The 24460-nt window shown below is 74.7% G+C and carries 20 protein-coding genes and 1 pseudogene; 14 read left to right on the plus strand and 7 right to left on the minus strand.

Annotation, left to right across the window (positions count from 1 at the left end):
• Window positions 1-117 precede the first annotated feature (117 nt).
• From LUZ64_RS07315 to LUZ64_RS07325, 3 genes are all read right to left on the minus strand, one after another.
• Window positions 118-774 carry an N-acetylmuramoyl-L-alanine amidase gene (locus tag LUZ64_RS07315; protein WP_095584564.1) on the minus strand — a complete coding sequence of 219 codons (657 nt, stop codon included), beginning with the start codon at window positions 772-774 and terminating at the stop codon, window positions 118-120.
• A 362-nt stretch (window positions 775-1136) separates the two neighbouring features.
• Window positions 1137-1970, minus strand: coding sequence for a hypothetical protein (locus tag LUZ64_RS07320; protein ID WP_211304918.1), 834 nt, complete (start codon window positions 1968-1970; stop codon window positions 1137-1139).
• Window positions 1971-2028: 58 nt separating this feature from the next.
• A complete protein-coding gene (locus tag LUZ64_RS07325; RefSeq protein ID WP_143593016.1) occupies window positions 2029-2547 on the minus strand; it encodes a hypothetical protein in 519 nt (172 codons plus the stop codon).
• A gap of 502 nt (window positions 2548-3049) precedes the next feature.
• On the opposite strand from LUZ64_RS07325, the gene LUZ64_RS07330 reads away from it, so the two are divergent.
• Genes LUZ64_RS07330 through LUZ64_RS07340 form a run of 3 tightly spaced genes read left to right on the plus strand, consistent with a single transcriptional unit; the run spans window position 3050 to window position 6659 of the window.
• Window positions 3050-4477 (plus strand): family 2B encapsulin nanocompartment shell protein, encoded by a 1428-nt coding sequence (locus LUZ64_RS07330; RefSeq protein ID WP_095578913.1) that lies wholly within the window; start codon window positions 3050-3052, stop codon window positions 4475-4477.
• Window positions 4478-4512: 35 nt separating this feature from the next.
• Window positions 4513-5748, plus strand: a complete 1236-nt coding sequence (locus LUZ64_RS07335) for a family 2 encapsulin nanocompartment cargo protein terpene cyclase (RefSeq protein WP_095578914.1) — start codon at window positions 4513-4515, stop codon at window positions 5746-5748.
• A 56-nt stretch (window positions 5749-5804) separates the two neighbouring features.
• Window positions 5805-6659 carry a geranyl diphosphate 2-C-methyltransferase gene (locus LUZ64_RS07340; RefSeq protein WP_095578915.1) on the plus strand — a complete coding sequence of 285 codons (855 nt, stop codon included), beginning with the start codon at window positions 5805-5807 and terminating at the stop codon, window positions 6657-6659.
• Between the two features lie 72 nt (window positions 6660-6731).
• Here the strand turns inward: LUZ64_RS07340 and LUZ64_RS07345 are convergent, their stop codons facing one another.
• The 3 genes from LUZ64_RS07345 to LUZ64_RS07355 all read right to left on the minus strand — a co-directional run bounded on the left by LUZ64_RS07345 (window position 6732) and on the right by LUZ64_RS07355 (window position 8693).
• Window positions 6732-7244, minus strand: a complete 513-nt coding sequence (locus LUZ64_RS07345) for a hypothetical protein (protein WP_143593017.1) — start codon at window positions 7242-7244, stop codon at window positions 6732-6734.
• Window positions 7245-7575: 331 nt separating this feature from the next.
• Entirely contained in the window at window positions 7576-7731 is a 156-nt protein-coding gene (locus LUZ64_RS07350; RefSeq protein WP_095578917.1) for a DUF6131 family protein, read from the minus strand.
• A 209-nt stretch (window positions 7732-7940) separates the two neighbouring features.
• A complete protein-coding gene (locus LUZ64_RS07355; RefSeq protein ID WP_095578918.1) occupies window positions 7941-8693 on the minus strand; it encodes a nucleotidyltransferase domain-containing protein in 753 nt (250 codons plus the stop codon).
• Between the two features lie 519 nt (window positions 8694-9212).
• On the opposite strand from LUZ64_RS07355, the gene LUZ64_RS07360 reads away from it, so the two are divergent.
• Window positions 9213-10247, plus strand: a complete 1035-nt coding sequence (locus LUZ64_RS07360; protein WP_232389735.1) for an alpha/beta hydrolase — start codon at window positions 9213-9215, stop codon at window positions 10245-10247.
• Window positions 10248-10386: 139 nt separating this feature from the next.
• Here LUZ64_RS07360 and LUZ64_RS07365 read toward each other — a convergent pair whose 3' ends face one another.
• Window positions 10387-11919, minus strand: coding sequence for an alpha/beta fold hydrolase (locus LUZ64_RS07365; protein ID WP_308251401.1), 1533 nt, complete (start codon window positions 11917-11919; stop codon window positions 10387-10389).
• A gap of 192 nt (window positions 11920-12111) precedes the next feature.
• On the opposite strand from LUZ64_RS07365, the gene LUZ64_RS07370 reads away from it, so the two are divergent.
• The 10 genes and pseudogenes from LUZ64_RS07370 (at window position 12112) to LUZ64_RS07415 (ending at window position 24370) form a co-directional block, all read left to right on the plus strand.
• Window positions 12112-13371 (plus strand): ATP-grasp domain-containing protein, encoded by a 1260-nt coding sequence (locus LUZ64_RS07370; RefSeq protein WP_211305128.1) that lies wholly within the window; start codon window positions 12112-12114, stop codon window positions 13369-13371.
• Window positions 13368-14252: a Rossmann-like domain-containing protein gene (locus LUZ64_RS07375; RefSeq protein WP_232389733.1), complete on the plus strand. Its 885-nt coding sequence runs from the start codon at window positions 13368-13370 to the stop codon at window positions 14250-14252. The genes LUZ64_RS07370 and LUZ64_RS07375 overlap by 4 nt, the downstream gene beginning before the upstream one ends.
• Window positions 14249-15385: pseudogene (locus tag LUZ64_RS07380) on the plus strand (PLP-dependent cysteine synthase family protein); the annotation flags it as partial. The gene LUZ64_RS07375 and the pseudogene LUZ64_RS07380, both read left to right, overlap by 4 nt.
• Window positions 15386-15819: 434 nt before the next feature.
• Window positions 15820-16953 (plus strand): enolase C-terminal domain-like protein, encoded by a 1134-nt coding sequence (locus LUZ64_RS07385; protein ID WP_095580587.1) that lies wholly within the window; start codon window positions 15820-15822, stop codon window positions 16951-16953.
• On the plus strand, window positions 16950-18200 hold the full coding sequence (locus LUZ64_RS07390; RefSeq protein WP_095580589.1) for an MFS transporter: 1251 nt from the start codon (window positions 16950-16952) through the stop codon (window positions 18198-18200). Before LUZ64_RS07385 ends, LUZ64_RS07390 begins: the two co-directional genes overlap by 4 nt.
• The gene (locus LUZ64_RS07395; protein ID WP_232389732.1) at window positions 18197-19000 is read left to right on the plus strand and encodes a class I SAM-dependent DNA methyltransferase; all 804 of its coding nucleotides are present in this window, start codon (window positions 18197-18199) and stop codon (window positions 18998-19000) included. The genes LUZ64_RS07390 and LUZ64_RS07395 overlap by 4 nt, the downstream gene beginning before the upstream one ends.
• A 309-nt stretch (window positions 19001-19309) precedes the next feature.
• Window positions 19310-20863, plus strand: a complete 1554-nt coding sequence (locus LUZ64_RS07400) for an ABC transporter substrate-binding protein (RefSeq protein WP_095579890.1) — start codon at window positions 19310-19312, stop codon at window positions 20861-20863.
• A complete protein-coding gene (locus LUZ64_RS07405) occupies window positions 20860-21804 on the plus strand; it encodes an ABC transporter permease (RefSeq protein ID WP_232389731.1) in 945 nt (314 codons plus the stop codon). The genes LUZ64_RS07400 and LUZ64_RS07405 overlap by 4 nt, the downstream gene beginning before the upstream one ends.
• Complete coding sequence (locus LUZ64_RS07410) at window positions 21801-22664, plus strand: ABC transporter permease subunit (protein ID WP_095579888.1); 864 nt, start codon at window positions 21801-21803, stop codon at window positions 22662-22664. Before LUZ64_RS07405 ends, LUZ64_RS07410 begins: the two co-directional genes overlap by 4 nt.
• Window positions 22661-24370, plus strand: coding sequence for an ABC transporter ATP-binding protein (locus LUZ64_RS07415; protein WP_372471936.1), 1710 nt, complete (start codon window positions 22661-22663; stop codon window positions 24368-24370). The genes LUZ64_RS07410 and LUZ64_RS07415 overlap by 4 nt, the downstream gene beginning before the upstream one ends.
• The last annotated feature ends 90 nt before the right edge of the window (window positions 24371-24460 follow it).

The raw sequence follows: 24460 nt of genomic DNA on the forward strand, positions 1-24460 counted from the left end.
GCCGGGCGGGCGCCGCCCGGCACGGGCGGCGGGGGGACGGATCACGCTGTCACCCTAGGCGAACGGCCCGCCCCCGCAACCGGGACCGTCGGCGGGCGGACGCGGGCCGGGCGACCGTCAGCCCGCGGCGGCCCGGACGAGCTTCAGGTACCGGTCCCAGTCCCAGTGCGGCCCGGGGTCGGTGTGGTCCGCGCCCGGCACCTCGGAGTGGGCGACGAGGTGCGTCCGGTCCACCGGGATCGCGTACCGGGCGCAGATGTCCGCCGCCAGCCGGGCCGACGCCGCGTACATCGCGTCCGTGAAGTCGCCCGGCCGGTCCACGTAGCCCTCGTGCTCGATCCCGACGCTCCGCTCGTTGAACTTCCGGTTCCCGGAGTGGAAGGCCACGTCCAGCTCGCGGACGGTCTGCGCGATGTGCCCGTCCTTGCGGACGACGTAGTGCGCGGCGGCCTCGTGCAGGGGGTCGCGGAAGACCCGGAGGGCGTCGCCGTAGCTGCCTTCGACGACATGGACGACGATCCGGTCGACGGTGTAGTCGGCCGGCCGGTCCGCCCACCGCCAGTTCGCCGACGACGCGGCGACCCACTCGGCGCCCGCGTGGTCGAGCGCGCCGTCCGTACGGGGCCGCTCCCGCCGCGTGGTGCGCCACCACCAGCGCTTGAGTTCGTCCTGCCCGGCGTACGCGGCTGCGGTCAGGGTCGCGGTGGTGGCGGCGCCACCTATGAGGAGGCGGCGTCTGGTGGGGGTGGGCGGCTGTTCGGGTTCCTGCGGCATGGGTGTCCCTGGGGGTCGCTGTGCGTGCTCCGTCCTGTTGCGGGAACGCGTGCGGGGGGTTCGGCGGTTCCGGGTGGGGGTGGGGGTGCCGCTGCGCGGGGCTTTTCCCCACCCCGCCCCTTCCCGAACCGGGGCTCCGCCCCGGACCCCGGTCCTCAAACTCCCCCAGCTACCGCTGGGAGGTGCCCCCAGACGGGCTGAAATGTTGCCCGGAACCGGGCAAATTCAGCCCGGCCGGCGTTTGAGGCCACCGCGCGGAGCGCGGAAAAGGGGGGCCCGGGGGCTCGCCCCCGGTTACGGGAAGGGGCGGGTAGGGGACAAAGCCCCGCGCAGCGGCACACCGCACCCGCACCCACCCACCCTCACCCCACCGCAACCCCCACCAACCGCACCCCCGCGAAAACCCACCGCAACCACAGCACCGACTCCACATCCCAGTACGGCGCCGCCGCGACCCCACCCGCCACCCGCACCCCGAACCCCTGCGTCGCCGCGATCGCCCGCAGCGTCATGTGGACGCCCGCGTACTCCCGGGCCACCGCCCGCCAGTCGGGGAAGACGGAGCCGTCGTGGACGAGCGGATAGCGTCCGACGAAGGCCGCCCAGGCGCTCGCGTCGCCGATCTCCAGCACCTCCGCCGCGGGGTCCGTGACCCGCAGTTCCCAGGTGTGCCAGGGGAGGGGGTGGAGGCTGGAGCCCTGGTCGAGGTACATCCGCCACATGCTCGTACCGCCACCGCCACCGCCACCGCCACGCCACGCCGTCGAGGTGTAGAGCCCCACGTGGAACGGCTTCGTGCTGGGCGGGACGGGGCCGGCGCCGGGGGCGCGGAACCGCTCCCGGCTCAGGCCGGGCCGGCGGGAGGGCGCCAGCTCGTGGGGGCCGGTGCCGATCCAGTGCTGGCGGGTCCGCTCCAGGGGGCCCCGGACGATGCCCGGCTCCTCGCGCGCGAGGTGACGCAGCAGCAGGCACTCCTCGACCGCCGCGTCCGCCTCGTCCGGGTCGACGACGGCCGGGCCCCCGGCCAGGGCCGTCATCTCGGGCTCGGTCCACAGCGTCATGACCGAGGTGAAGTGGCGCAGCAAGGCACCGGCGTCGGTCCCGGCCCCGGCGGCCGGGGCCGGGGCCGGGACCGACACCGCGTCGAGCTGTGTCACTCTCCGGCGCAGGATCCGGGCGGCGGGGGTGGGGCGCACGTCGGGACTCCTTCCCCGGCGGCGCCCCCGCGCAACGTGCCGCCGCTCCGGCGGCGGGTCAGCAGCTGATGGGCACTTCCTGGCCGAAGCCGTTGGCGGAGGCGGTCGGGGGGTTGTAGCCGGGCGGGAAGACGACCTTGAAGTACATCCAGCCGCGGTAGTTGCCGGGGCTGCACCGCACGGCGGCGTTGTTCTGCGCGGAGGCGGTGTTGTGCTGTGTCCGCAGCGCCGATTGGTTGACGAGCTGTCCGTTCTTGTACAGGGCCGCCCGTGTGGTGATCTCCTGGACCGGTGCCGTGCACGAGACGGTCACGACGACGTTCACGGTGCCGGGCACATGGGTGGAGTTGTGCGGGCGCTGGACCTGGCCCGTACACCGGATCACCGCTTGGGCGTCCGCGTCCGAGCCGGATTTCCCGGCCTCCACGCTGCCCCCGGGGTCGTCAGGGGCGTTCCGGGGCACGGTGGCCGGGGCGGAAGGGTCGGTCGCCGTCCCGCCCGCCGTGGCGGGGGAGGTGCCGCCGAGGAGCGCGAGGACCGCCGCCGCGGCGGCGACCGTCATCCTCCGTACGCGCATGTCTTCTCCTTCATGACGTCGTGACGTCAGGGCGTGGTGAACGAATCCATCAAGAAGGAGATCCTACGAAAGGTAACCGATTCGCCACTTATAGTGAAATATGTTCGAGTGGGTATTTGGCCACGCCTGCGAAGAGGAGGCGAAGGTCCCCTCTTTCCGGCCTGATGGATCGTTATCGGCCACCTCGGTCACTCCTGTCGCGCGAGGCGCGGAACCGAAGCCGTTTCGCAGGGTCTCCGGCTCGGAGTGTCCGAAACACGGGTCATAGCGGCATAACGGACATGATCGCCGCCCCCGATCGTCTTCGTCCGCCTCCGGAATCCGGGACGGGCCGCGCGAATCGGCCTCCCATCGATGGCGTGAATGCGACGGTGCCTTCCCGGCCGCCTCGACCAACATCATTAAGCGCTGATTCACTTGCGCGGCGGGAGCTCCTCGTAGTCCGATCGGGCTATTCCAGGGGCTCCTTCTTGACGCATGCGCCCAGACGGAAGGGACCGGGATGTCGACCGCAGCGCACCGGCAGCAGCCGGAGCAGCCCGCAGAGCACACGGGCAGGGGACAGCTCAGCCTGGGGATCGCCGCCGCACGGAACCTGGCGACCACCACCAAGAGCGTCCCGCAGATGCAGGGCATCAGCTCCCGCTGGCTGCTGCGCGCGCTGCCCTGGCTGGAGGTGAAGGGCGGCGCCTACCGGGTCAACCGCCGTCTGACGTACGAGGTCGGCGACGGCCGGATCACCTTCGTCCAGGAAGGCGCCTCCGTCCGGGTCGTCCCCGCGGAGCTCGGGGAACTGCCGCTGCTGCGCGGCTTCCACGACGACGCGACCCTGCGCGCGCTGGCCGAACGGTGCCGGCAGCGTGAGTACGAACCCGGCCAGGTGATCGCCGAGCAGGGCGGATCCGTCGACCACGTCTACCTGATCGCGCGCGGCAAGGTGGAGAAGGTCGGCACCGGCAAGTACGGCGACGAGACCCGGCGCGGTGTCCTGGCCGACGGCGCCTTCTTCGGCGAGCGGGCCGTGGCCGAGGAACCCGGCGAGTGGGAGTTCACGGCGCGCGCCATGACGGCGTGCACCGTCCTGGCCCTGCCCCGGACCGCCTACGAGGAGGTGGCGGCCCGCGACGAGCGGCTGCGCGCCCACGTCCGGGAGCGCCGGGCCGACGAGGCGCGGCCGCGGAACAAGAAGGGCGAGGCGAACATCGCCCTCGCCTCCGGCCACACCGGCGAGCCCGTACTGCCCGGCACCTTCGTCGACTACGAACTCGCCCCCCGCGAGTACGAACTGAGCGTGGCCCAGACGGTCCTCCGCGTGCACACCAGGGTCGCCGACCTCTACAACGAGCCGATGGACCAGGTCGAGCAGCAGCTGCGGCTGACCATCGAGGCGCTGCGCGAGCGCCAGGAGTCCGAGCTCGTCAACAACCCCGAGTTCGGCCTGCTGCACAACGCCGACCACAGCCAGCGCATCTCCACCCACTCCGGCCCGCCCACCCCCGACGACATGGACGAGCTGCTGAGCATGCGGCGAGGGACCCGGGCCTTCTTCGCCCACCCCCGGGCCATCTCCGCCCTCGCCCGCGAGTGCAACAAGCGCGGCCTCAACTTCGACAGCGCCGACGTCGACGGCCACCCCGTGCCCGCCTGGCGCGGCGTCCCCATCCTGCCCTGCGGCAAGATCCCCGTCTCGGAGGCGGGCACGTCCGCCATCCTCGCCATGCGTATGGGCGAGGACCAGCAGGGCGTGGTCGGCCTGCGGCAGACCGGGATCCCCGACGAGTACGAGCCCGGCCTGAACGTGCGGTTCATGGGCATCAGCGACCAGGCCCACATCTCCTACCTGGTCAGCACCTACTATTCGGCAGCGGTTCTCGTGCCCGACGCGCTCGGCGTCCTCGAGAACGTCGAGGTCTTCCACACCCCGTCCTGACGGGCACGACCCTCCTGGAGTGGAGAGAAGAACCTGTGTCACTGCTGTCCCGGATCACCGCGCCCACGGCCCCTCACGACGTGGCGCGGCTCGTGGCCACGCTGCTCGCCCACCGGCAGGGCGCCCGCCCCTCCGCACCGGCGACGCTGCCCGGCACCGCCGCCCGCCGGGCGGGCGGCGCCCTGCCCACCGGGCCCACGGGCCTGGGCACCTCGGCCGCCCGCCTCGCGGCGCGCAAGGCGGCCCGCGAGGCGGCCGGGCCGGGGGGAGGGCCGGCCGGTGACGCTCCGTCCGCGCCGGCGGAGCGCGGCTCCGGCGTCCCCCCGCTCTACTGCCCGCCCGCGCTCCGGGACGACCCGGTGCTCGCCCAGGAGGTCAACGACCGCCTGGTGGGCTGGGCCGAAGAGACCGGCATCTACGCCGGGCGCCTCGACCGCGTCCGCGCGGCCGACTTCGGGCGCCTGATGATGCTGGCCCACCCCGACAGCGACGACCCCGACCGCCTGCTGGCGGCCGGGAAGTGCGCCCTGGCGGAATGGGCCACGGACGACTACTACTGCGACGACGAGACCGCCGGCTCCCGGACCGAACTCCTCGGCTCCCAGCTCGGTCTCGCCTACACGGCCGTCGACCCCGCGGGCCTCCCCGTCCGCTACGCGCCCGCCCTGGAGAAGGAGATGCGTGACGACCCCGTACGGGTCGCCCTGCGCTCGGCCCTCGCCCACCTGGCGCGGTACGCGGAGCCGTCCCAGGTGAACCGGCTGCGGCACGAGATCGCCGTCCTCTTCGTCGGCTACGGCCAGGAGGGCTCCTGGCGGGCCCGGGGCCATATGCCCAGCGTCCACGAGTACCTGGCCCACCGCCAGATCAACAGCTTCCTCCCCTGCATCGCCCTGGCCGACGCGGTCGGCGGCTACGCCCTCGGCGCCACCGAGTACGCCGACCCGCGCGTACGGCGCGCCGTGACGACGGCCGCCACCGCCGCCACCCTCGTCAACGACCTGTACTCGATGACGAAGGAACACGACTCCTCGGACGTGGAGTTCAACCTGCCCCTCGTCGTCGCCGAGGAGGAACGGTGCTCGCCGCGCGAGGCCGTCGAGCGGAGCGCGGAGATCCACGACGAGCTGGTCCACGCCTTCGAGACGCAGGCCGCGGCCCTCGCCCTCACCGGGTCGCCCCAGCTGCGCCGGTTCCTCGCGGGCGTGTGGGCCTGGCTCGGCGGCAACCGCGAATGGCACAGCGGCAGCTCCCGCTACAACGGCGCCTGAGCCCACGCCCCTCTTCGTCACCGCACACATTTTTTCGCATGTTCAAGGAGCAACCCATGACGACCACGCCCGCCCCCGGCGTCCTGCGCACCGCCTACCAGAAGTCCGTCGCGGAGTACTGGAACAACGAGAAGGACCCGGTCAACCTCCGCCTGGGCGACGTCGACGGCCTTTACCACCACCACTACGGGCTCGGCGACTACGACGCCTCCGTCCTGGAGGGCCCGGAGGAGACCCGGGACGCGCGCATCATCGAGGAACTGCACCGCCTGGAGTCGGCCCAGGCCGACGTCCTCCTCGACCACCTCGGCCCCATCGCCCCCGACCAGCGCGTCCTGGACGCCGGCTGCGGCCGCGGCGGCACCAGCATCATGGCCAACGCCCGCTTCGGCTGCCGCGCCGACGGCGTCTCCATCTCGCAGACCCAGGTCGACTTCGCCAACGACCAGGCCCGCAAGCGCGGCGTGGACGACAAGGTCCGCTACCACTTCGCCAACATGCTGGACACCGGCCTGCCCACCGGCGCCTTCCAGGGCATCTGGAACAACGAGTCCACCATGTACGTGGACCTGAACGAGCTCTTCGCCGAGCACGCCCGCCAGCTCGCCTACGGCGGCCGCTACGTCACCATCACCGGCTGCTCCAACGATGTGACGGGCCTGCGTTCCAAGGCCGTCAGCCGGATCGACGAGCACTACACGTGCAACATCCACCCGCGCAGCGCCTACTTCAAGGCCATGGCCGCCAACGGCCTCGTGCCCATCAACGTCGTCGACCTCACGGCCGACACCATCCCGTACTGGGAGCTGCGCGCCCGGTCCTCCCTGGCCACCGGCGTCGAGGACCCCTTCCTCACCGCGTACAAGGAGGGCAGCTTCCACTACCTCCTCATCGCCGCCGACCGCATCTGAGCGGATCGATCCGAGCGGCTCGAGCGTGACCGCCCACCCGCCGGGGTGGGCGGTTCCGGCGGTTCCGCCCGGCTACCCGGGCAGCGTGCCGGACGTGGTGGGAACCGCTCCGGCCACCAGGGCGGGGATCCTCGCCAGGATCTCCTTGAGGTCCGCGACGACGCCGTCCACTTCGGTGGACGCCGCCGTGCCCGTCTTCGTCACGTCATCGATGATCCTCGTGACGTCCTTGTTCAGCTCGTCCAGCAGCTGCTTGACCTCCGGGAGGGGGTCCGGCGCCATGGGCGCGGCCTTGGGCCGGGCCGTGGCGTCGTCCAGCAGCCGGCCGGCCGGCCGGTCGAGCTGCCGCCGAAGGCTTCTGAGCGTCGCCGTGTCGGGGGACGCGGACCGCGCTTCCCGGGTGATGCGGGAGACCAGAGTCCGTATCTCGTCCAGCGCGCCGGGCACCTCGTTCCGCTGGGCGGCGGCCCGTGTCCCGTGTGCCGCCGTCCGCGCCTCGGCCGGGGCGGAGCTCGCCGCGCCCAGGGCGAGCGAGCCGCAGGCCGCGGCGGTGACGGCGGTGGTGAGCCAGGTGGCGGTGCGCATGACGGTGTGCCCTTCCGTTCGGCGGGACTGCCGGAGCAGCTTCCCGTTCACCATGGGCCGACCCGTCGGCCCCCACCACTTGGACGTCACGGTCCGTGCCGCCGCGGGCGCGCGGCTCGCGGCGCCGGTCCGGAGACCGCCCGGCGGACACCCGAGGGATCACCTCCGTGGCCCGCTCCCGGAAGCGGGACCGGCCGTAAGGCCGAACGAGTGAGCACGGCCCGGCCCCCGGCCCGGCGATGTGCACGATCGAGCCCCGGGTACTCAGGGCGCGCGTCGTCCCGGAGGGAGAATCCCGTCCGCCGGGGTCGAGGGGCCGGCCGCTCCACCGCTACCAGTAGTGCCGCCGGCCTCCGACCGCGTGCCCCACGGCGCCCAGTACCCAGAGGACCAGGCCGATCACGACCAGCACGATCCCGATCGTCCACAGGATGGAGATGCCGGCCAGGAATCCGATGAGGAGAAGAATGACTCCGAGGACGATCATGATGACCTCCCGGTCAACGGAGTGCCCCCTCCCACTGTCCACCCGCTGCCGAGCACCACGCCACCCGATGCCTGGTGAGGCGTCGCGTTCACCCCGCTGACCTGCGCAGACGGCACGGGCGGCGAGGGCCGGCGGCACGGCTCGCGGACGCGGCCGGTGACCAGGCCGGGGCGGACCCCCGCACCGGGCCCACGACCCGCGCGTCGGCCCTACGTGGTGGCCGCGAAGAGCTCCTCCGCCTCGGTGACCGCCCGTGCCAGCGCCTCCGGCTCCGGCCGCAGGCCGGCCACGATCGCGTCGACGGTCCGGAGACCGGCCCGTTCCAGGAGCCGCTTCTCGTTGGTGATCCACTCGCCGCGCGCCGCCAGCACCGCGTGCGCGGTCTGCGCGGCGGCGATCGCCAGCGCGCCCGCGACCTCGGTCGCCCGGCCGTGCCGTACGTACGCGCCCTCGGCGTAGCCCAGCGTCATGACCGCCCGCTCCCGCCACACCGGCGGGGCCGCCTCGCGCAGGGCCCGCGGGTACGCGGGGCGCGGCAGGGAGCCGCGCAGCACCCGGTTGACGGCGAGCTCGGCGACCGGCAGATAGCTGGGGACCCCCGCGAGGTGGAACATCAGGGGCTCCCAGCGGAAGCGGCCCCGCCGGGCCTCGGCGAGCTCGTGTCCGACCGCGTCCAGGTCGCGGTAGTGGACGTCGACCGCGCGGCCGTCGACCGTGAGCCGGGCTCCGCCGTTGAAGACGCCGCCGCCCCAGTCGCCGATCCCGGAGACCTCGCCTTCCCAGCCGATGTCGCGCAGGTCGGACGGGCGGAAGCCGCCCCTGTAATAGACGGCCAGGTCCCAGTCGCTGCCGGGGGAGTGGGTGCCCTGGGCGCGTGAGCCGCCGAGGGCGACGGCCCGGACGGCGGGCAGGGCCGCGAGCCGGTCGGCGACACGGGCGAGGAAGAGATCGTCGTCGGTCATGGGGATCCGATCGTGAGAAGCGGGCGACGGGCGGCGCGGGCGCGCCGGACGGGCGCCGGAGCGGGGCTCGGACGGCGCCGTGGGGACCGGTGTGCCGGGGGTCGTCACTTCACGGCGCCGACCCTACAGCCCGCGCAGCCGCTCGGCGGAGCGATTTTCCCTGCCGGGACGACAGTGCTCCGGGCCCCCGCTCCGGCGGCCCCCGTGCCCCGGTCCGGTGCCTGAACGGGCTGCCGCGGCGCGCCTCCGGGGCGTGCCGCGGCGGCCTGCGCGCGCTCCCCGGGCCGTACCCCCGGGGGGTGGCGATTTCCGCCCCGGCATTTCCGTAGGATTGCGGCGCAGATCATGGCCCGGGGGCGGAACCTCCGGAGCCCTTCGTCCCTCCATAGGGGCGGGAACAGACGGTCATGTCCTTCGGGGCAGAGGAATGTCCGGAGCGACGTGATGACGCAAGCCAGCAACGGGACCTATCAGGCGCAGGGGTATATCCGCGCGCGACGTGCCAAAAGATGGACGCTCGTGGTGGTGTGCATAGCCGTGGTCGGCCTGATAACCGCCGGCGTGCTCAATTACCTCAAGATCGGCCCGTTCTCCGACAAGGGCGAGCCGGTCAGCTTCGGCCAGGACCGGGCTTCCGGCAAGAACGGCGGCCAGGCGGGCGGTGCGGACGGCGCGCCGGCCCCGGACTCGAAGATCCTGATGCCCACCGGGCCCGCCGCCGACTTCAAGAACTCCGAGACCCTCGGTGACGGCACGCACATCGCCGTCACCACCCTGGAGGGCAAGAAGTCCGGATTCACGGGCAAGGTGTGGGTCTGGGCGCCCAAGGAGTACAAGGACCCGAAGTTCAAGGACCATGGATTCCCGGTCCTGATCGCCCTGCCCGGCGGCCCCGGCTTCCCGAACAACTACTGGATGGGCACCAACCTCAAGCTCCAGTCGTCCCTCTCCAAGTGGTACGCCGAGGGCAAGAGCAAGCCGTTCCTGCTGGCCATGCCGATCCTCAACCCCAAGAACAACGGAACGTACTGGGACGGCAGTGACATCCCGGGCCAGCCGAAGATGGGCACCTGGCTCACCGAGGACGTCCCGGACCTGATGAAGGCCAATTTCCGCACGATCAAGTCGCGCGACGGCTGGGCGTTCATGGGCTCTTCCTCCGGCGGTTTCGCGGGTATGAAGGCCGTCTTGAAGCACCCGGACAAGTTCAAGGCCGCGATCGCCTCCGGCCCGGACTTCTACCCCGACTCCCCGCTGTGGAAGGGCCACCCCAAGGAGCGGGACGAGAACGACCCCAAGCTGCTGGCGAAGGACCTGATCGCCCGCAAGGGCCCCGAGGTCTACATCGCCTTCCAGTACGGCACGCGTGAGGACCCCATCACCATCGAGGGGGTCAAGAACTTCGTGAAGGAGTACGGGAACGGTCCGGTGCACACCTCGGTGAAGGAGATACCGGGCGGGAAGCACGACGCCGCCACGTATGTCCCGAGCATGGGGCACGGTCCGATCCAGTTCATCAGCGAGCAGCTCTCGGACCCGATTCCGGCGTCCTGACGTATGCGCCTCGGGGCGGGTGGGTGTTTTCCCCTGCCCGCCCCTTCCCGAATGTCCTCGAACGCCGGACGGGCTGAGAATCAGCCCGTCCGGCGTTTTGCGGTCCGGGGCGGAGCCCCGGGGCGGGAAGGGGCGGCCGTCAGGCCGCCGGCAGCCCCGCCCCCTCGCACCGCACATCCGTTTCCGGTACGACCCCGTCCGCCAGGTACGCCCCCACCGTGCCGTCCACGCACCCGTCGCCCCGGCTCGCGAAGACCCCGTGCGAGTAGTCGTTCTCCAGGGTCACCAACCGCGAGCCCGGAAGCCGGTGGCGCAGTCGGCGCGCCCCTTCGACGGGTGTGACCGGATCGTGGGCCGACGCGACCAGGAGGACCGGCGGCGCGGCCGGGGAGCCGAGCGCCGTACGGTGGGCCGGCCGGTGGTGCCAGTACGCGCAGGCCGACGCCTCGATGCCGGTGAGGACCGGCAGAGGGTCGAGCCGCCGCAGCCTCCGGACGTCCGCCGTGACCCGCGCGGGGCTCGGGCCGGGGCCGTCCGCGCACTTCACGACGCGGTTCGCGGCCTCGTAGTTACGGGAGTCGGGGCCGTCGAAGGGCGCGGCGGGCCGTAGCCCGTCCGCCGAACCGTCCCGCAGATACGCGCCCAGGGCCTCGCCGAGCGGCGCCCACCGCTCCGTACGGCCGAGGGCCCGGTACACCGCCCGGTCGAACCCGGCCGGGCCGAAGCCGTCGACCGGACGCGCCGCCAGTCCGGCGCGCACCCGCTCGTACGCGGAACGGACCTCGCGCGCGTCGCTCCCGAGCCCGAAGCGCCCGTCGTGGGCGGCGAGCCAGCCGAACAGCGTGTCGCGCTGCCGCAGCAAGGCCCGCGCCTGGGCGAGGTCGAAGTCGTACCAGTCGGTGGGGCCGACGACGCTGTCCAGGACCATCCGGCCCGTACGGTGCGGGAAGCGGGCCGCGTACGCCGCGCCGAGGTAGCTGCCGTAGGAGACGCCGAGGAAGCCGAGGCGCGGCTCGCCGAGGGCGGCGCGTATCGCGTCCATGTCCTCGGCCGTGGCCTCGGTCGACAGGTGGGGGAGCGCCGCGCCGGCGCCGCGGGCGCAGTCGTCGGCGAGCCGCCGCAGCCCCGTGTCCCGCGCCCGTTCGGCCGCCCGGTCGCGGGGCACGGGGTCCGCCCCCGGCGCCGTGAAGAGCCCGCCCATCGGGCCGCAGTCGACAGGTGCGCTGCGGCCGACGCCGCGCGGGTCGAATCCGATGACGTCGTACGCGCGGCGCACCCGTTCGGGGAGTCTGGCGCGCTTGGTCACGGCGTAGGGCAGACCGGATCCGCCGGGCCCGCCGGGGTTGACGAGCAGGATGCCGCGGCGCTCGGCGGGTGTGCCGGTGGCGCGGACGCGGGAGACGGCGATGTCCAGGCGCGGCCCGTCGGGGCGGCTCCGGTCGAGCGGCACGCTCAGCGTTCCGCACTCGACGCGCGCGGGCGCGGGCGGGGCGGGCACGCCGGCGGGGCATGCCCCGAACTTCAGCTGGGGGGACGGGGACTGGCGCCACGTGGCGGCGTGGGCCGGGGCGGCGGGGGAGAGGGCGGCGGTCGCCGCCATCAGGGAGCAGAAGACGGCGGTGGCCCGGGTGAGGGGGCCGGTCGGGGGGTTCGGGCGGATCGGGTGGCGCACGGATCTCGCAATCGGGAGGGAGCGGGCGTGGGGGCTCGGGGAGGGAGGAGGGACGGCCGGGGCTGATGAGACAGCAGATGACAATGACAACCATTACCGATAACGTGTACACGGTCAAGACGGGCCGAGCCGCCCCGAGGGCTTCCGCCGGCATGCCCGCGCCCCTCGACACCGCCACGGAGAAGGAGAGTTGTGGGACATCTGCTGATGGTCGAGAGCTGGGTCGGGGCGATGAGCAGACTGCTGCCCCGGGCGATCCGCGAGGGCGGGCACGAATTCACCTTCCTCACCCGCGACCTCCACCACTACCTGCGATCCGCCCCCGAGGGCACCGCCCACCCCCTGCTGGGCGCACGCAACGTCATCACCGCCGACACCAACGACCTCGCCACGCTGCTGCCGTACATCGAGCGACTGCACCGCACCCTGCGCTTCGACGGCGTCGTCACCTCCTGCGACTACTACCTCCCCACCGCCGCCCGCCTCGCCGCCGCCCTCGGGCTGCCCGGCCCGGAGGCCGCCGCCGTCACCGACGCCTGCCGCAAGGACGCCACCCGCCGCGTCCTCGAACGCGCCGGTGTCCCCGGACCCCGCTACGCGGTCTGCCCGGACCTGGCCGCCGCCACCGAGGCCGCCCGGGACCTCGGCTACCCGCTCGTGTTCAAGCCCGTCGACCTCTGCGCCGGGATGTACGTACGCCGGATCGCCGACGAGAACGAACTCGCCGCCGCCCACCGGGCGCTCGCCGGCTTCCCCGTCAACGCCCGCGGCCAGCGGCGCGAACCGGCGGTCCTCCTCGAAGAGCTCCTCCACGGCCCCGAAGTCAGCGTCGAGACCGTGTCGTACGGCGGCGTCACACGGGTCGTGGGCGTCACCGACAAGAGCCTGGGCGGCGCCCCCGCCTTCGTCGAGACCGGCCATATGTTCCCCGCCGCTCTCCCCGAGGCGCAGCGGGCGGCCGCCGCCGGCACCGCCGTCCGCGCGCTCGCCGCGCTCGGCCTCGACGGCCTCGTCGCCCACACCGAGATCAAGCTCACCCCCGGCGGCCCGCGCGTCGTCGAGGTCAACCCCCGTCCCGCCGGCAACCGGATCACCGAACTCGTCCGCCACGTCACCGGTGTCGACCTCGCCGCCGCCTGCGTGGACGTCGCCCTCGGCCGCGCACCGGACCTCGCCGTACGCGACACCGGGGTGCGCAGCGCCGCCGTCGGCTTCCTCATACCCGAGACGACGGGAACGCTGGAAGGCATCGACGGGGCGGAGACGCTCACCGGCGCGCCCGGCGTCCTCGAAGCCCGCCTCGCCGGGCCCGGCACCGCCGTCAAGGCGTCCGGCAGCAACAACGACTACCTCGGCCACGTCATGGCGGCCGACCACGAAGGCCCTGGCGCACGGGAACGCGTCGAACGGCTCCTCGCCGGACTCCGCCCCCGGACGGCGGTGCGCCCGTGACCACCGCCACCGCCCCGCTCGCCCGGGCCGCCTCCCTACCCGACCTCGAACGACGCGTCCGCGACGGAGAGTTCGGGCCCGCGCTCGAAGACCTGTGGATCGCCGTCGCCTTCACCACCACCCAGGCCGTACGCCACGAAGGCCGCGCCGGCGGCTACCGGAACGAGGTGCTCAGCCTCCGCCTCGGCGAAGCGGTGGGGTCCTGCGCCGTCGAACCGGGCACCCTGCCCGCCGGGACCGTCGAGGAGTGCGCCGGCGCGTCCGTCGCCCGCCTCCTCGCGCACCCCGCCACGGCCGTCCGCACCGCCGCCCTCGACGCCTACCTGATGCACGTCACCCCGCACACCGCCGCCCACGGGGCGCACCCCTGGCCACTGCCCGCCGGCAACTCGCTGCACAAGTCCCGGGCCCGGGCGCGCGGCGTCGTCGACCTGCTGCGCGCCGCCCCCGGGCAGCGCGTCCTCGTCGTCGGCGTCGTCAACTCCCTGCTGGAGGCGCTGCGTGCGCGCGGCCTCGACCCCGTGCCCTGCGACCTCAAGGGCGGCACCACCGAATGGGGAGAGGCCGTCCGCACCGACGCGCTCGCCGCGCTCGACGGCTGCGACGCCGTGCTCGCCTCCGGGATGACCCTCGGCAACGGCACCTTCGAGCCCCTGCGCGAGCACGCCGTCCGGCACGGCAAGCAACTGGTGATGTTCGCCCAGACCGGCAGCGCGATCCTGCCGAGGCTGCTCGGCGCCGGAGTCGACGCCGTGTGCGCGGAACCGTATCCCTTCTTCTGGCTGGACGGAGGGCCCGGCGTCATCCACCGCTACGGGGTCGCCCCCGGCCGGGGCCCCGCACGCCCGCACGGGCGGCCCACCGCCGGAGGCGCCGCATGAGCCGTCCCCCGCGCCCCCGTCCGGGCCGCCCCCACCGGCACCCCGGGCGCTCCCCGCACCCCGCCGCCTCCGCCCCCTGGGTGCCCCGGGCCCCACGCGCCAACCGTGAACTCCTCGGCCTCCTCGGCCGTACGCCCCTCGCCCGGATCACCGCCGACCTCCCCTGCCCCCAGCCCGGCTTCTGGGCCAAACTCGAAGGGCTCGGCGCCGGCGGCATGAAGGCCCGCGCCGCCGTGTCCATGCTCATGGGCGCCGAGGAGCGCGGTGAGCTCCTCCCCGGCGCGCCCGTCGTCGAGTCCACCTCCGGCACCCTCGGCGTCGGCCTGGCCTTCGCCGGGCAGGCGCTCGGCCACCCCGTCGTCCTCGTCGGCGACACCGGCCTGGAGCCCGCCATGCGACAGCTCCTGCGCTCGTACGGCGCCCGCCTCGACATCGTCGACCGGCCCGACGCCGAGGGCGGCTGGCAGGCCGCCCGGCTGCGACGGCTGCGCGAGCTGCTGGCCGAGCACCCGGACGCGTACTGGCCCGACCAGTACAACAACCCCGACAACGTGGCCGGTTACGCCTCCCTCGCCGCGGAGCTCGCCGGCGGGCTCGACCACCTCGACGTCCTCGTGTGCAGCGTCGGCACGGGCGGCCACAGCGCCGGCCTCGCCGGGCCGCTGCGCCGCCACTGGCCTCGGTTGCGCGTCGTCGGCGTCGACGCCACCGGCTCCACGATCTTCGGCCAGCCCGCCCGGCCCCGGCTGATGCGCGGCCTCGGCAGCAGCATCCACCCGCGCAACGTCGCCTACGAAGCCTTCGACGAGGTCCACTGGGTCGGCCCGGCCGAGGCGGCGGGCGCCTGCCGGCGGCTGGCCCGGCAGAACTTCGTCAGCGGCGGCTGGAGCACGGGCGCCGTCGCCCTCGTCGCGGCCTGGGCGGCCCGCGTCCACCCCGGCGCCGTCGTCGCCACCGTCTTCCCCGACGGCCCGCACCGCTACCTCGGCACGCTCTTCGACGACGACTTCACCACCGCCCACGGCCTCGACCTCGACGACGCCGCGACCCGCCCGGTGGAGATCCCCCACCCCCGGGCGGCGGAGGCGGTGGGGTGGGCGCGCTGCGCGACGATCGTGGACCCGCTGACCCGCCCGGACACGGCCCGGCACCGCACCACAGACGCCCCGGCCGAGGCGTGTGCCGACCCGGAGACACGGCGGGGTGTGGAGCTACGGCCCGCTTCGGGCGGGACGGTGCCGGCCGCGGGGTCTTGTGCCGGTGCGGGGGTGCGGCCCGGCCCGGAGGGGGTGGTGTCCGCTACCGGAGCTTGTATTGGACCGGAGGCGGGGTACGGCTCGGGCGGGGCGGTGCCGGCCGCGGGACCCTGTGCCGGTGCGGGGGTGCGGCCCGGTCCGGAGGGGGTGGTGTCCGCCACCGAGGCACGCGCCGGCCTGGAGGCGCGGCACGTCCCGGGCACGCGGCCCGGCTCGGGCCGGGCCGCGTCGGACGCGTCACCATGCGCCGATCCGGCGGTAATGCCCGGCCCGGACGGGACGGCGTCGGTGTCCGCCGCCGGAGGCGCGCGATGAAGACCACCCTGCACACCACCCGGCTGCGGCTCGCCGAACCCTTCCGGATCTCACGGGCCGTCATGGACGCCCGGGACGCCGTCCGGTTCTCCGTCGCGCACGGTGGACTGAGCGGCCACGGGGAGGTCGTCGCCAGCGTGTACTACGGGCTCGACACCGGCACCATACGGCGGCTGCTCGGCGTCGCCGCCCGCGTCCTCGGCCGGTTCGCCACCCCCGAGAGCGCCCTCGACGCCCAGCGCGAGCGCGGGCTGCTCCCCGCGAGCACGCCCCCGGGCGTCGCCGCCGCCGTCGACGCGGCCCTCCTCGACCTCGTCGGCAAGCGGGCCGGAACGCCCGTGCACGCACTCCTCGGCACCACCGCCCCGCCCGCCGCGGCCACCGCCCGCACCCTCGGCATCATGTCCCCGGTCCAGGCGGCCCTCCGCGCCCGCGGGCTCGCCGACAGCGGGTTCACCGTCCTCAAGGTCAAGGGCGGGTCCCCCGACCCCGAGGACGACCTGGCCCGCGTCCGGGCGGTCCGCGAGGCCGCCCCGGAGGCCGCGCTCCTCCTCGACCCCAACGGCGCCTGGAGCACCGGGCAGGCGCGCGCACTCCTGCCGCGCTTCGCCGAACTCGGCGTCGAGGCCGTCGAACAGCCCACCGTCCCCGGCGACCCCGAGGCCCTGGCCCGGCTCGCCGAGGACTCCCCGCTGCCCGTCATCGCCGACGAGGACGCCGTCGGCCCCGAGGACGTCCGCCGCCTGGCCGGACGCGTGCACGGCATCAACGTCAAGCTCGCCAAGTGCGGCGGCGTCCACGCCGCCCTGCGCATCGCCGAGTCGCTCCAGGGCAGCGGCACCGCCCTGATGCTCGGCTGCCTGACGGCCAGTTCGCTGGGGCTCGCCCCGGCCGTGCACCTCGCCGACCGGGCCCGCTGGGTCGACCTCGACGGCCACCTCCTCCTCGCCCACGACCCCTGGGAGGGCATCGGCGGCGCCGACGGCACCGTACGCGCGAGCGACCGTGCCGGCCTGGGCGTACGCCCGAGGCCGGAGCCCGGGCCGACGACGGCCGGCCCGACGACGCCCACGCCCACGCGTACGCGCGCCCGAGAACAGTCCCCCGCCCGAGAAGAGTCCGCACCGTGAAGACATGGCGTGAGATACGCGGCTTCCCGCCCGCGATCCGCCTCCTGCTCGTCAACCAGCTCGGCGTCAACACCGGCTTCTACCTGCTCATCCCCTACCTCGCCACCCACCTCGGCCAGGACCTCGGCATGTCCGCGGCCGTCGTCGGCATCGTCCTCGGCGTCCGCAACCTCAGCCAGCAGGGCCTGTTCATCCTGGGCGGCTCCGCCGCGGACCGGCTCGGCGCCCGCGGCGTGATCATCGCCGGTTGCGCGCTGCGCACCGTCGGCTTCGCCCTCTTCGCCCTTGGCGACGGCCTGCCCGTCCTGCTCGCCGCGTCCGTCCTCAGCGGCCTCGCGGGAGCCCTGTTCAACCCGGCCGTGCGCGCCTACCTGGCCCGGGAGGCGGGTGACCGCAAGGCCGAGGCGTTCGCCCTGTTCAACGTCTTCGCGACGACCGGTGCCCTGGTCGGCCCGCTGCTCGGCAGCGCCCTGCTGTTCGTCGACTTCCGTCTCTCCGCGCTCACCGCGGCCGGCATCTTCGCCGTCCTCACGGTCGCCCAGGCCCTGGTCCTGCCCGCCGGCGAGGTGACCCCGAGCGGTGGCACCGTGCTCGCCGACTGGCGTGAGGTCGTCTCCCACCGCGCCTTCCTCGCCTTCGCCCTCGCCATGGTCGGCATGTTCACCATGGAGAACCAGCTCTACCTCCTGATCCCCGACGGCGCCCGCCGGGCCACCGGCTGGGACGGCGCGGCAGGGCTCGTCTTCCTCGTCGGCACCGTCGCCAACCTCACGCTGCAACTGCGCGTCACCACCGCCCTCAAGAACCGGCGCACCCGCGCGACGTGGATCGGCGCCGGACTCGCCCTGATGGCCCTCTCGTTCGTCCCGCCTATGGCCGTCGCGGGCGCCGCCGCGCCCGACGGCCCGGTCCGGGCGGCCCTCGGCCTGCTCCCGGTGCTCGCCGGAGCCCTCCTGCTCTACCTGGGGGTGATGGTGGCGCAGCCGTTCGTGATGGAGCTCGTCCCCGAGTTCGGCAGGCCCGAGCTCACGGGCACCTACTTCGGTGTCTTCTACGTCGTCTCCGGCATCGCCGCGGCCGTCGGCAACACGGTCGTAGGCTGGGCCATGGACGCCGGCGGCGACCGGGCGGCCTGGCTGCCCTGGGCCTGCTGCCTGGCCCTGGGCCTGATGTCGGCCGCGGCCGTCGCCCGGCTGCACCGGACGCGCGCCCTGCCCGGGCACGCGCCGGCGGAGGTGCCCCGATGACCGGCGAGAACCTCCTCACCGACAACCCCGCGCTGTACGAGGCCCGGTTCCCCGACCCCGGGCACCTCGCCGCCCGTTGGGCGGACGCCTGCCTCACCGCCCACGGGGCCGGGCCGCGCGTCCTCGACCTCGGCTGCGGCACCGGCCGCGACGCGGCCTGGCTGCACCGCGCGGGCCGCGACGTCACCGGCGCCGACCTGTCCGCACCGATGCTCGCCCACGCCCGTACCCACCACCCCGGGCCTGTGTACCTCCGTGCCGACCTGCGCGGCTTCGACCTGCCCGGCCCGCCGTTCGACGCCGTGGTCTGCCTCGACAGCGCACTCCTGTACTGCCACACGAACGAGGACCTGGACGGACTGCTGTCCTCCTGCCGCCGTGCCCTGCGCCCGGGCGGGCTGCTGGTCGCGGAGATGCGCAACGGGGCGTTCTTCCTGGGCAGTACGGAGCTGCTGGACGCGCCGTCGTCCGGCGGCTTCGCCTGGGAGGGCACGGCGTACACGTACGTCACCACGCTGACCGTGGACCGTGCCGCGCAACTGCTGCGCCGCCGGCGGGTGTGGACCTCGGACGACGGGTCGGCACCGGTGGAGCAGGAGTCCGCGTGGCGGCTGCTGTTCCCGCAGGAACTCCGCTACGCGCTGGCCGCGCACGGGTTCGAGGTGCTGGCACTGCACGACGGGCCGGGGCCGCGGACGTCGCCGGTGTGGGAGGGGGAGGCCGTGCCCGCGGGTGCTGGGGGGCCGGGACGGGCGGACGGGGATCGGCTGCACGTCGTGGCCCGGGTGGTGGGTGACTGAAGGAACTCTCCCCGGCCCCGCCCCTTCCCGAAACCGGGGGCCTCGCCCCCAGGCCCCCCGTTCCGCGCTGCCGCGCGGTGTCCTCAAGCTCCCCCAGCTACCGCTGGGAGGTGCCCCCGGACGGGCTGGAATTCAGCCCGCCCGGCGCTTGACCGGGGCCCGGGGCGGAGCCCCGCCACGCGGCGGAGCCGCACATCGGATGCGGCGGGAAGGGGCGGGTGGGGGAGTAGGCCCCGCGCAGCGGCAACCCCACCCAACCCGCCGGTCACCTCCGCGCCCGCTCACCCCCACACACAAACAAGGAGCCCCATGCACACCCCCCGCCGAACCCTCCTCACCGCCGCCGGCGCCGGCATAGCCACCCTCACCCTCGCCGCCTGCGGAGGCGGCACCCCCGGCACCGCGAACAGCGAGAACAAGGGCGAACCGAAGCGCGGCGGACGCCTCCGCGCCGCCTTCGCCGGCGGTGGCGCCGCCGAGACCCTCGACCCGCACCTCAGCAACCTCTTCGCCGACGCCGCCCGCGCCAAGGCCCTCTTCGACAAGCTCGCCGACTACGGCTCCGACATGACCCCGCGCCCCCGCCTGGCCGAGCGCTGGGAGGCCGCCGGCCCGGGACTCGACAGGTGGACCGTCACCCTCCGCGAGGCCACCTTCCACGACGGCAAGCCCGTCACCGCCGAGGACGTCCTCTTCAGCTACCGCCGCATCGCCGACCCCCGGAAGGCGTTCCGTGCCAAGGCGTCCCTGGAGCCCGTCGACCTCGACGCCAGCCGCGCCACCGGCCCCCGTACCATCGAGTTCCGGCTCAAGCGACCCACCGCCGAATTCCCCAACGTCCTCGCCGCGTTCGGCGCGTACATCGTCCCCAAGGGCACCGAGCGCTTCGACCGGCCGGTCGGCTCCGGACCCTTCCGCTTCGTGTCCTTCACACCGGGCCGCTCCGCGCGCTTCCGCCGCAACGACGCCTACTGGGACGGCGCGCCCCACCTCGACGAGCTCGAAGTCGTCGTCGCCGGCGAGGAGTCCGCGCGCGTCGGCGCCCTCCTCGGCGGTCAGGTCGACTACGCGCACGAGCTCAACCCCGCCACCGCCCGCGCCCACGAGGGCAAGGGCCGGATCGAGATCGTACGGCTGCGCAACAGCGCCATGCAGGGCTTCGCCATGAAGACCGACAGGGCGCCGTTCGACGACCCGCGCGTCCGCGAGGCCTTCTTCCTCATCGCCGACCGCCAAGAGCTCGTCGACGGCGCCCTGTCCGGCGCGGGAGAGATCGGCAACGACCTCTTCGGCAAGGGCTACGCCCACTACGCGGCCGGCCTGCCCCAGCGCGTACAGGACCTCGACCGTGCCCGCCACCTCCTCAAGGCGGCCGGTGCCGAGGACCTCCGCGTCACCCTCGACACCTCGCCCGTCGCGGCCGGATTCACCGAGGCCGCCGGCATCTTCCGCGACCAGGCGAAGAAGGCCGGCGTCACCGTCGAGGTGCGCACCGGCAACAAGGACAGCTACTGGAAGGACATCCTCGACTCCGGCACCCTGGCCAGCTACCGCTCCGGCGCCATGCCCATCGAGTCCCACATCTCCCAGCGGCTGCTCACCGGCTCCACCACCAACGCCACCCACTGGCGCCACAAGGACTTCGACGACCTCTACCAGCGCCTCCAGTCCACCAAGGACACCGCCGGACGCACGGCGCTCTACGAGCGGCTGCAGCGCCGTCTGCACACCGAGGGCGGCTTCCTGGTCTGGGGCTTCGCCGACTGGATCGTCGGCACCGGCCGCCGGGTGCGCGGTGTCGCCCGTGACGCCCCCGCCAACACCCTCGACTGGGCCCGCTTCGACACCGTGTGGTTCGCGTGAACCGCTGGATCGCCCGCCGGCTCCTGCTCGGCCTCGCCCAGACGGCCGGCGTCGTCCTGCTCGTCTTCGCGCTCACCGAGGCGCTGCCCGGCGACGCGGCCGTGGCCCTCGCCGGCGACGACCCCGACCCGGCCCGGATCGCCGCGATCCGCGAGGCCCTGCACCTGGACCGGCCCGCGCACGAACGCCTCGCCGACTGGGCCGCCGGCCTGCTCCACGGAGACCTCGGCGTCTCGCTCGCCTCCGGGCGGCCCGTCACCGACGCCCTCGCCGCCGGGTCCGGGCCGACGCTGCTGCTGGCCGCGCTGACGCTCGTCCCCCTGGTGCCCCTCGGCGTCGGGCTGGGCGTACTCGCCGCGCGGCACGAGGGCGGACCCGTGGACCGGGCCGTCAGCGCGGTGACACTGGCGGTGTACGCGATGCCCGAATTCGCCTTGGGCATCCTGCTCGTGACCGTCCTCGCGCTCCGGCTGGACTGGCTGCCGCCGACCGCCGTCGGCTACGGCACCGACCTGCTCGCCCACCCGGCGGTGCTCGTCCTGCCCGTCCTCGTGCTGCTGTCCCGGCCCGTGTGCTCGCTCGGCAGGCTCGTGCGCGCCGGCATGACCGAGGCGCTGGCCTCCCCGTACGTGGCCCAGGCCCGCCGCTACGGCGTCCCCGGCGCCCGGGTGCGGTGGGCGCACGCCCTGCCCAACGCCGTGGCCCCGGCCGCCCAGCAGCTCGCGCGGACCGCCGACTGGCTGCTGTGCGGGGTCGTCGTGGTGGAGGCGCTGTTCGCGATCCCCGGCCTCGGCACCGTCCTCGTCGACGCGGTCGCCGCCCGGGACGTGCCCGTGGTGCAGGGCCTCGCCGTGGTCTTCGGACTGGTCGCCGTCGTCCTCAACCTGGGCGCCGACCTGGTCGCCCGCCGCTTCGCGCCCCGGGCGGGGGTGGCGGCATGAGGACGGCCCGGACGCCGGGCGCGCCCCGTACGCGGCTTACGGCCCGTACCGGCCGCAGGTTCCTGCTCGGTGCCGCCGTCGCCGGTGTGCCGCTGCTGATCGCACTGCTGGGCCCGTGGCTCGCGGGCGCGGAAGGCCCGCGCGGTGTGTCGTTCACGGCGGGCGGCGGCCACCGGCTCGGCACCGACTTCGTCGGGCGCGACGTCCTGCGACAGGTCCTGCTCGGCGGCCGGTCCGTCGTGGCCGTGTCCGTCACGGCCACGGCGCTCGCCTACCTGGTGGCCCTGCCGCTGGGCCTCGCGGCGGCGCTCACCCGCCGGGCGTGGCTGGAGGAGACCCTCACACGCCCGCTGGACGTCCTGCTGGCCGTGCCCTCGCTGCTGCTCCTGCTGCTGGTGGCGGCGGTGTACCCGCCGGGGACGGCCGGGCTGGCGGCGCTCGTGGCGCTCGTCAACGTCCCCGACGCCGCCCGGATCGTCCGGGCCGGGGCGGCCGAGGCCGCGGCCCGCCCGGCGGTGGAGGCCCTGCGCGCCCAGGGCGAGACCTGGTGGCGGACGGCCGTGGGCTACGTCGCCCGGTCCATGGTCCGCACGCTCGCCGCCGACGCGGGCGTACGGCTCACGGGTGCGCTGTACCTGGTCGCCACGGCCGCGTTCCTCGGTGTGGGCGTGGAGCCCGACGCCGCGGACTGGGCGGTGATGGTCGACCGCAACCGCACCGGCCTGTCCGTACAGCCGTGGGCGGTCGTGGTGCCCGCGCTGCTGGTCGTGGCGCTGACCGTCGGTGTGAATCTGCTGTGCGACGCGGGGACGTCGACGGCGCGGAAGCGGGACCGGGGACGGAAGGGAGAACGACGGTGAGGTCGCCGAAGAGAGCGGACGCCGAGACCGGGACCGAGGGCGGGGCCCGGGCCGACGCCGTGGCCGAGATCCGGGACCTGCGGGTCGAGATCGGCGGAAGGGCCGTCGTGGACGGGGTCGGCCTGACCGTCCGGCCGGGCCGGGTCACGGCGCTCGTCGGCGCGTCCGGGAGCGGCAAGACGACGACGGGCCTCGCCCTGCTGGGCGAGTATCCGGACGGCGCGCGTGTCACGGGCGACGTCTGGGTGGCGGAGGGGCCGGTGGGTTACGTACCGCAGCACCCGGCGTCGGTCCTCAACCCGGCGCGGCGCGTCGGCGCGCTGCTCACCGACATCGCCCGGACGGGCACGGCGGACCTGCCCCGGCGCGCCCGCCGCGCGGCGGGCCGCGCGCGCGTCCTGGCGGCACTGGAGGCGGCCCGGCTCCCCGACGGCGCCGAGGTGCTGACCCGCTACCCGCACCAGCTCTCCGGCGGCCAGCAGCAGCGCGTGGTCCTCGCCCAGGCACTCCTCCTCGGCGCCCGCACCGTCGTCGCCGACGAACCCACCACGGGTCTGGACGCCCTCACCCGCCGCCGCGTCGCCGGGGAACTCGCCGCCGTGGCCCGCCGGGGCGTCGCCGTCCTCCTGCTCAGTCACGACCTCGACCTGGTCCGCGACCTGGCGGACGAGGTCCTGGTGATGCGCGCCGGCCGGGTGGTCGAGTCGGGCCCGGCGGAGGAGCTGTGGCTCCGTCCGCGGCATCCCTGGACCCGCGAACTGCTCGGCGGACCGGGCGGAACGGCCGACGGAGGACAGGAGCGCGGCCGGCCCCGTACGCCCGCCGTCCCCGCCCCCGGTCCTGTCACCGCCCCCCTCCCTGTCACCGTCCCCCTCCCTGTCGCCGTCCCCCTTCCTGCCCCTGACCCTGCCCCCGCCCCTGCCCGCGACACAGTGGAGGGCCCCGCTCCCGTCCTCGAAGCCCGCGCGGTCACCGCGCGCCACCGGGGCACGCCCGCCCTCCTGCGCGACGCCTCCCTGAGCGTCCGCGCGGGGGAGTGCCTGGCCGTCGTCGGCCGCTCCGGCGGCGGGAAGACCACGCTCGCCCGCTGCCTGGCCGGGCTGCACTCCCGGTACGAGGGCCAGGTGCTGCTGGACGGCGCGCCGCTGCCGCGCAGCCTGCGCCGGAGGGACCGCGCCCAACTGGCCGCAGTGCAGTACGTCTTCCAGGACGCGCGGGCCGCCTTCGACGCGTACCGGCCCGTACTCGACCAGGTCGCACGCACGGCCGTGCGGCTGCGGGGCGTCCGGCCGGGCGCGGCCGAGGAGGAGGCCGTCGCCGCGCTCGGCCGGGTGGGGCTGTCCGAGGGGACGGCGCGCCGGAGGCCCGGCGGGCTCTCCGGGGGCGAGCTCCAGCGCGCCGCCCTGGTCCGCGCGCTCCTGGCCCGGCCCCGGGTCCTGATCTGCGACGAGGTCACCTCCGGCCTCGACTCCGTCACCCGGCGCGGCGTCCTCCGGCTGCTGGCGGACCTCGCCCGGGAGCCGGCCGGACCGGCGCTCGTCCTGATCACCCACGACCTGGACACGGCGGCCCTGGCGGACCGGATCGCCGTCCTGGACGCGGGCGCGATCGTCGAACAGGGCCCGGCCGCGGAGGCGCTGACGGCGCCGCGCCACCCCTTCACGCGCGCGCTGACGGGCTCGCCCGGGGCCCACGGCCCACGGTGATCCGATCCCCCTCCCCGGGCCGCGGGTCCGGCGGAAGCGGTGGCGTGCCCGGGGCGCGCACCGGGCCGTGGCGGGCGCGGGGCCGGAGCG

It is taken from the genome of Streptomyces albireticuli (assembly GCF_021228125.1).
Classification (GTDB): domain Bacteria; phylum Actinomycetota; class Actinomycetes; order Streptomycetales; family Streptomycetaceae; genus Streptomyces; species Streptomyces albireticuli.

What these genes read in the sequence shown, in the direction of transcription:
- LUZ64_RS07385 (WP_095580587.1), top strand. Translation starts at nt 15,820, where the DNA reads ATGAAGACCACCCTGCACACCACCCGGCTGCGGCTCGCCGAACCCTTC.
- LUZ64_RS07395 (WP_232389732.1), top strand. Translation starts at nt 18,197, where the DNA reads ATGACCGGCGAGAACCTCCTCACCGACAACCCCGCGCTGTACGAGGCC.
- LUZ64_RS07325 (WP_143593016.1), bottom strand. Translation starts at nt 2,547, where the DNA reads ATGCGCGTACGGAGGATGACGGTCGCCGCCGCGGCGGCGGTCCTCGCG.
- LUZ64_RS07355 (WP_095578918.1), bottom strand. Translation starts at nt 8,693, where the DNA reads ATGACCGACGACGATCTCTTCCTCGCCCGTGTCGCCGACCGGCTCGCG.
- LUZ64_RS07340 (WP_095578915.1), top strand. Translation starts at nt 5,805, where the DNA reads ATGACGACCACGCCCGCCCCCGGCGTCCTGCGCACCGCCTACCAGAAG.
- LUZ64_RS07350 (WP_095578917.1), bottom strand. Translation starts at nt 7,731, where the DNA reads ATGATCGTCCTCGGAGTCATTCTTCTCCTCATCGGATTCCTGGCCGGC.
- LUZ64_RS07410 (WP_095579888.1), top strand. Translation starts at nt 21,801, where the DNA reads ATGAGGACGGCCCGGACGCCGGGCGCGCCCCGTACGCGGCTTACGGCC.
- LUZ64_RS07315 (WP_095584564.1), bottom strand. Translation starts at nt 774, where the DNA reads ATGCCGCAGGAACCCGAACAGCCGCCCACCCCCACCAGACGCCGCCTC.
- LUZ64_RS07330 (WP_095578913.1), top strand. Translation starts at nt 3,050, where the DNA reads ATGTCGACCGCAGCGCACCGGCAGCAGCCGGAGCAGCCCGCAGAGCAC.
- LUZ64_RS07345 (WP_143593017.1), bottom strand. Translation starts at nt 7,244, where the DNA reads ATGCGCACCGCCACCTGGCTCACCACCGCCGTCACCGCCGCGGCCTGC.
- LUZ64_RS07400 (WP_095579890.1), top strand. Translation starts at nt 19,310, where the DNA reads ATGCACACCCCCCGCCGAACCCTCCTCACCGCCGCCGGCGCCGGCATA.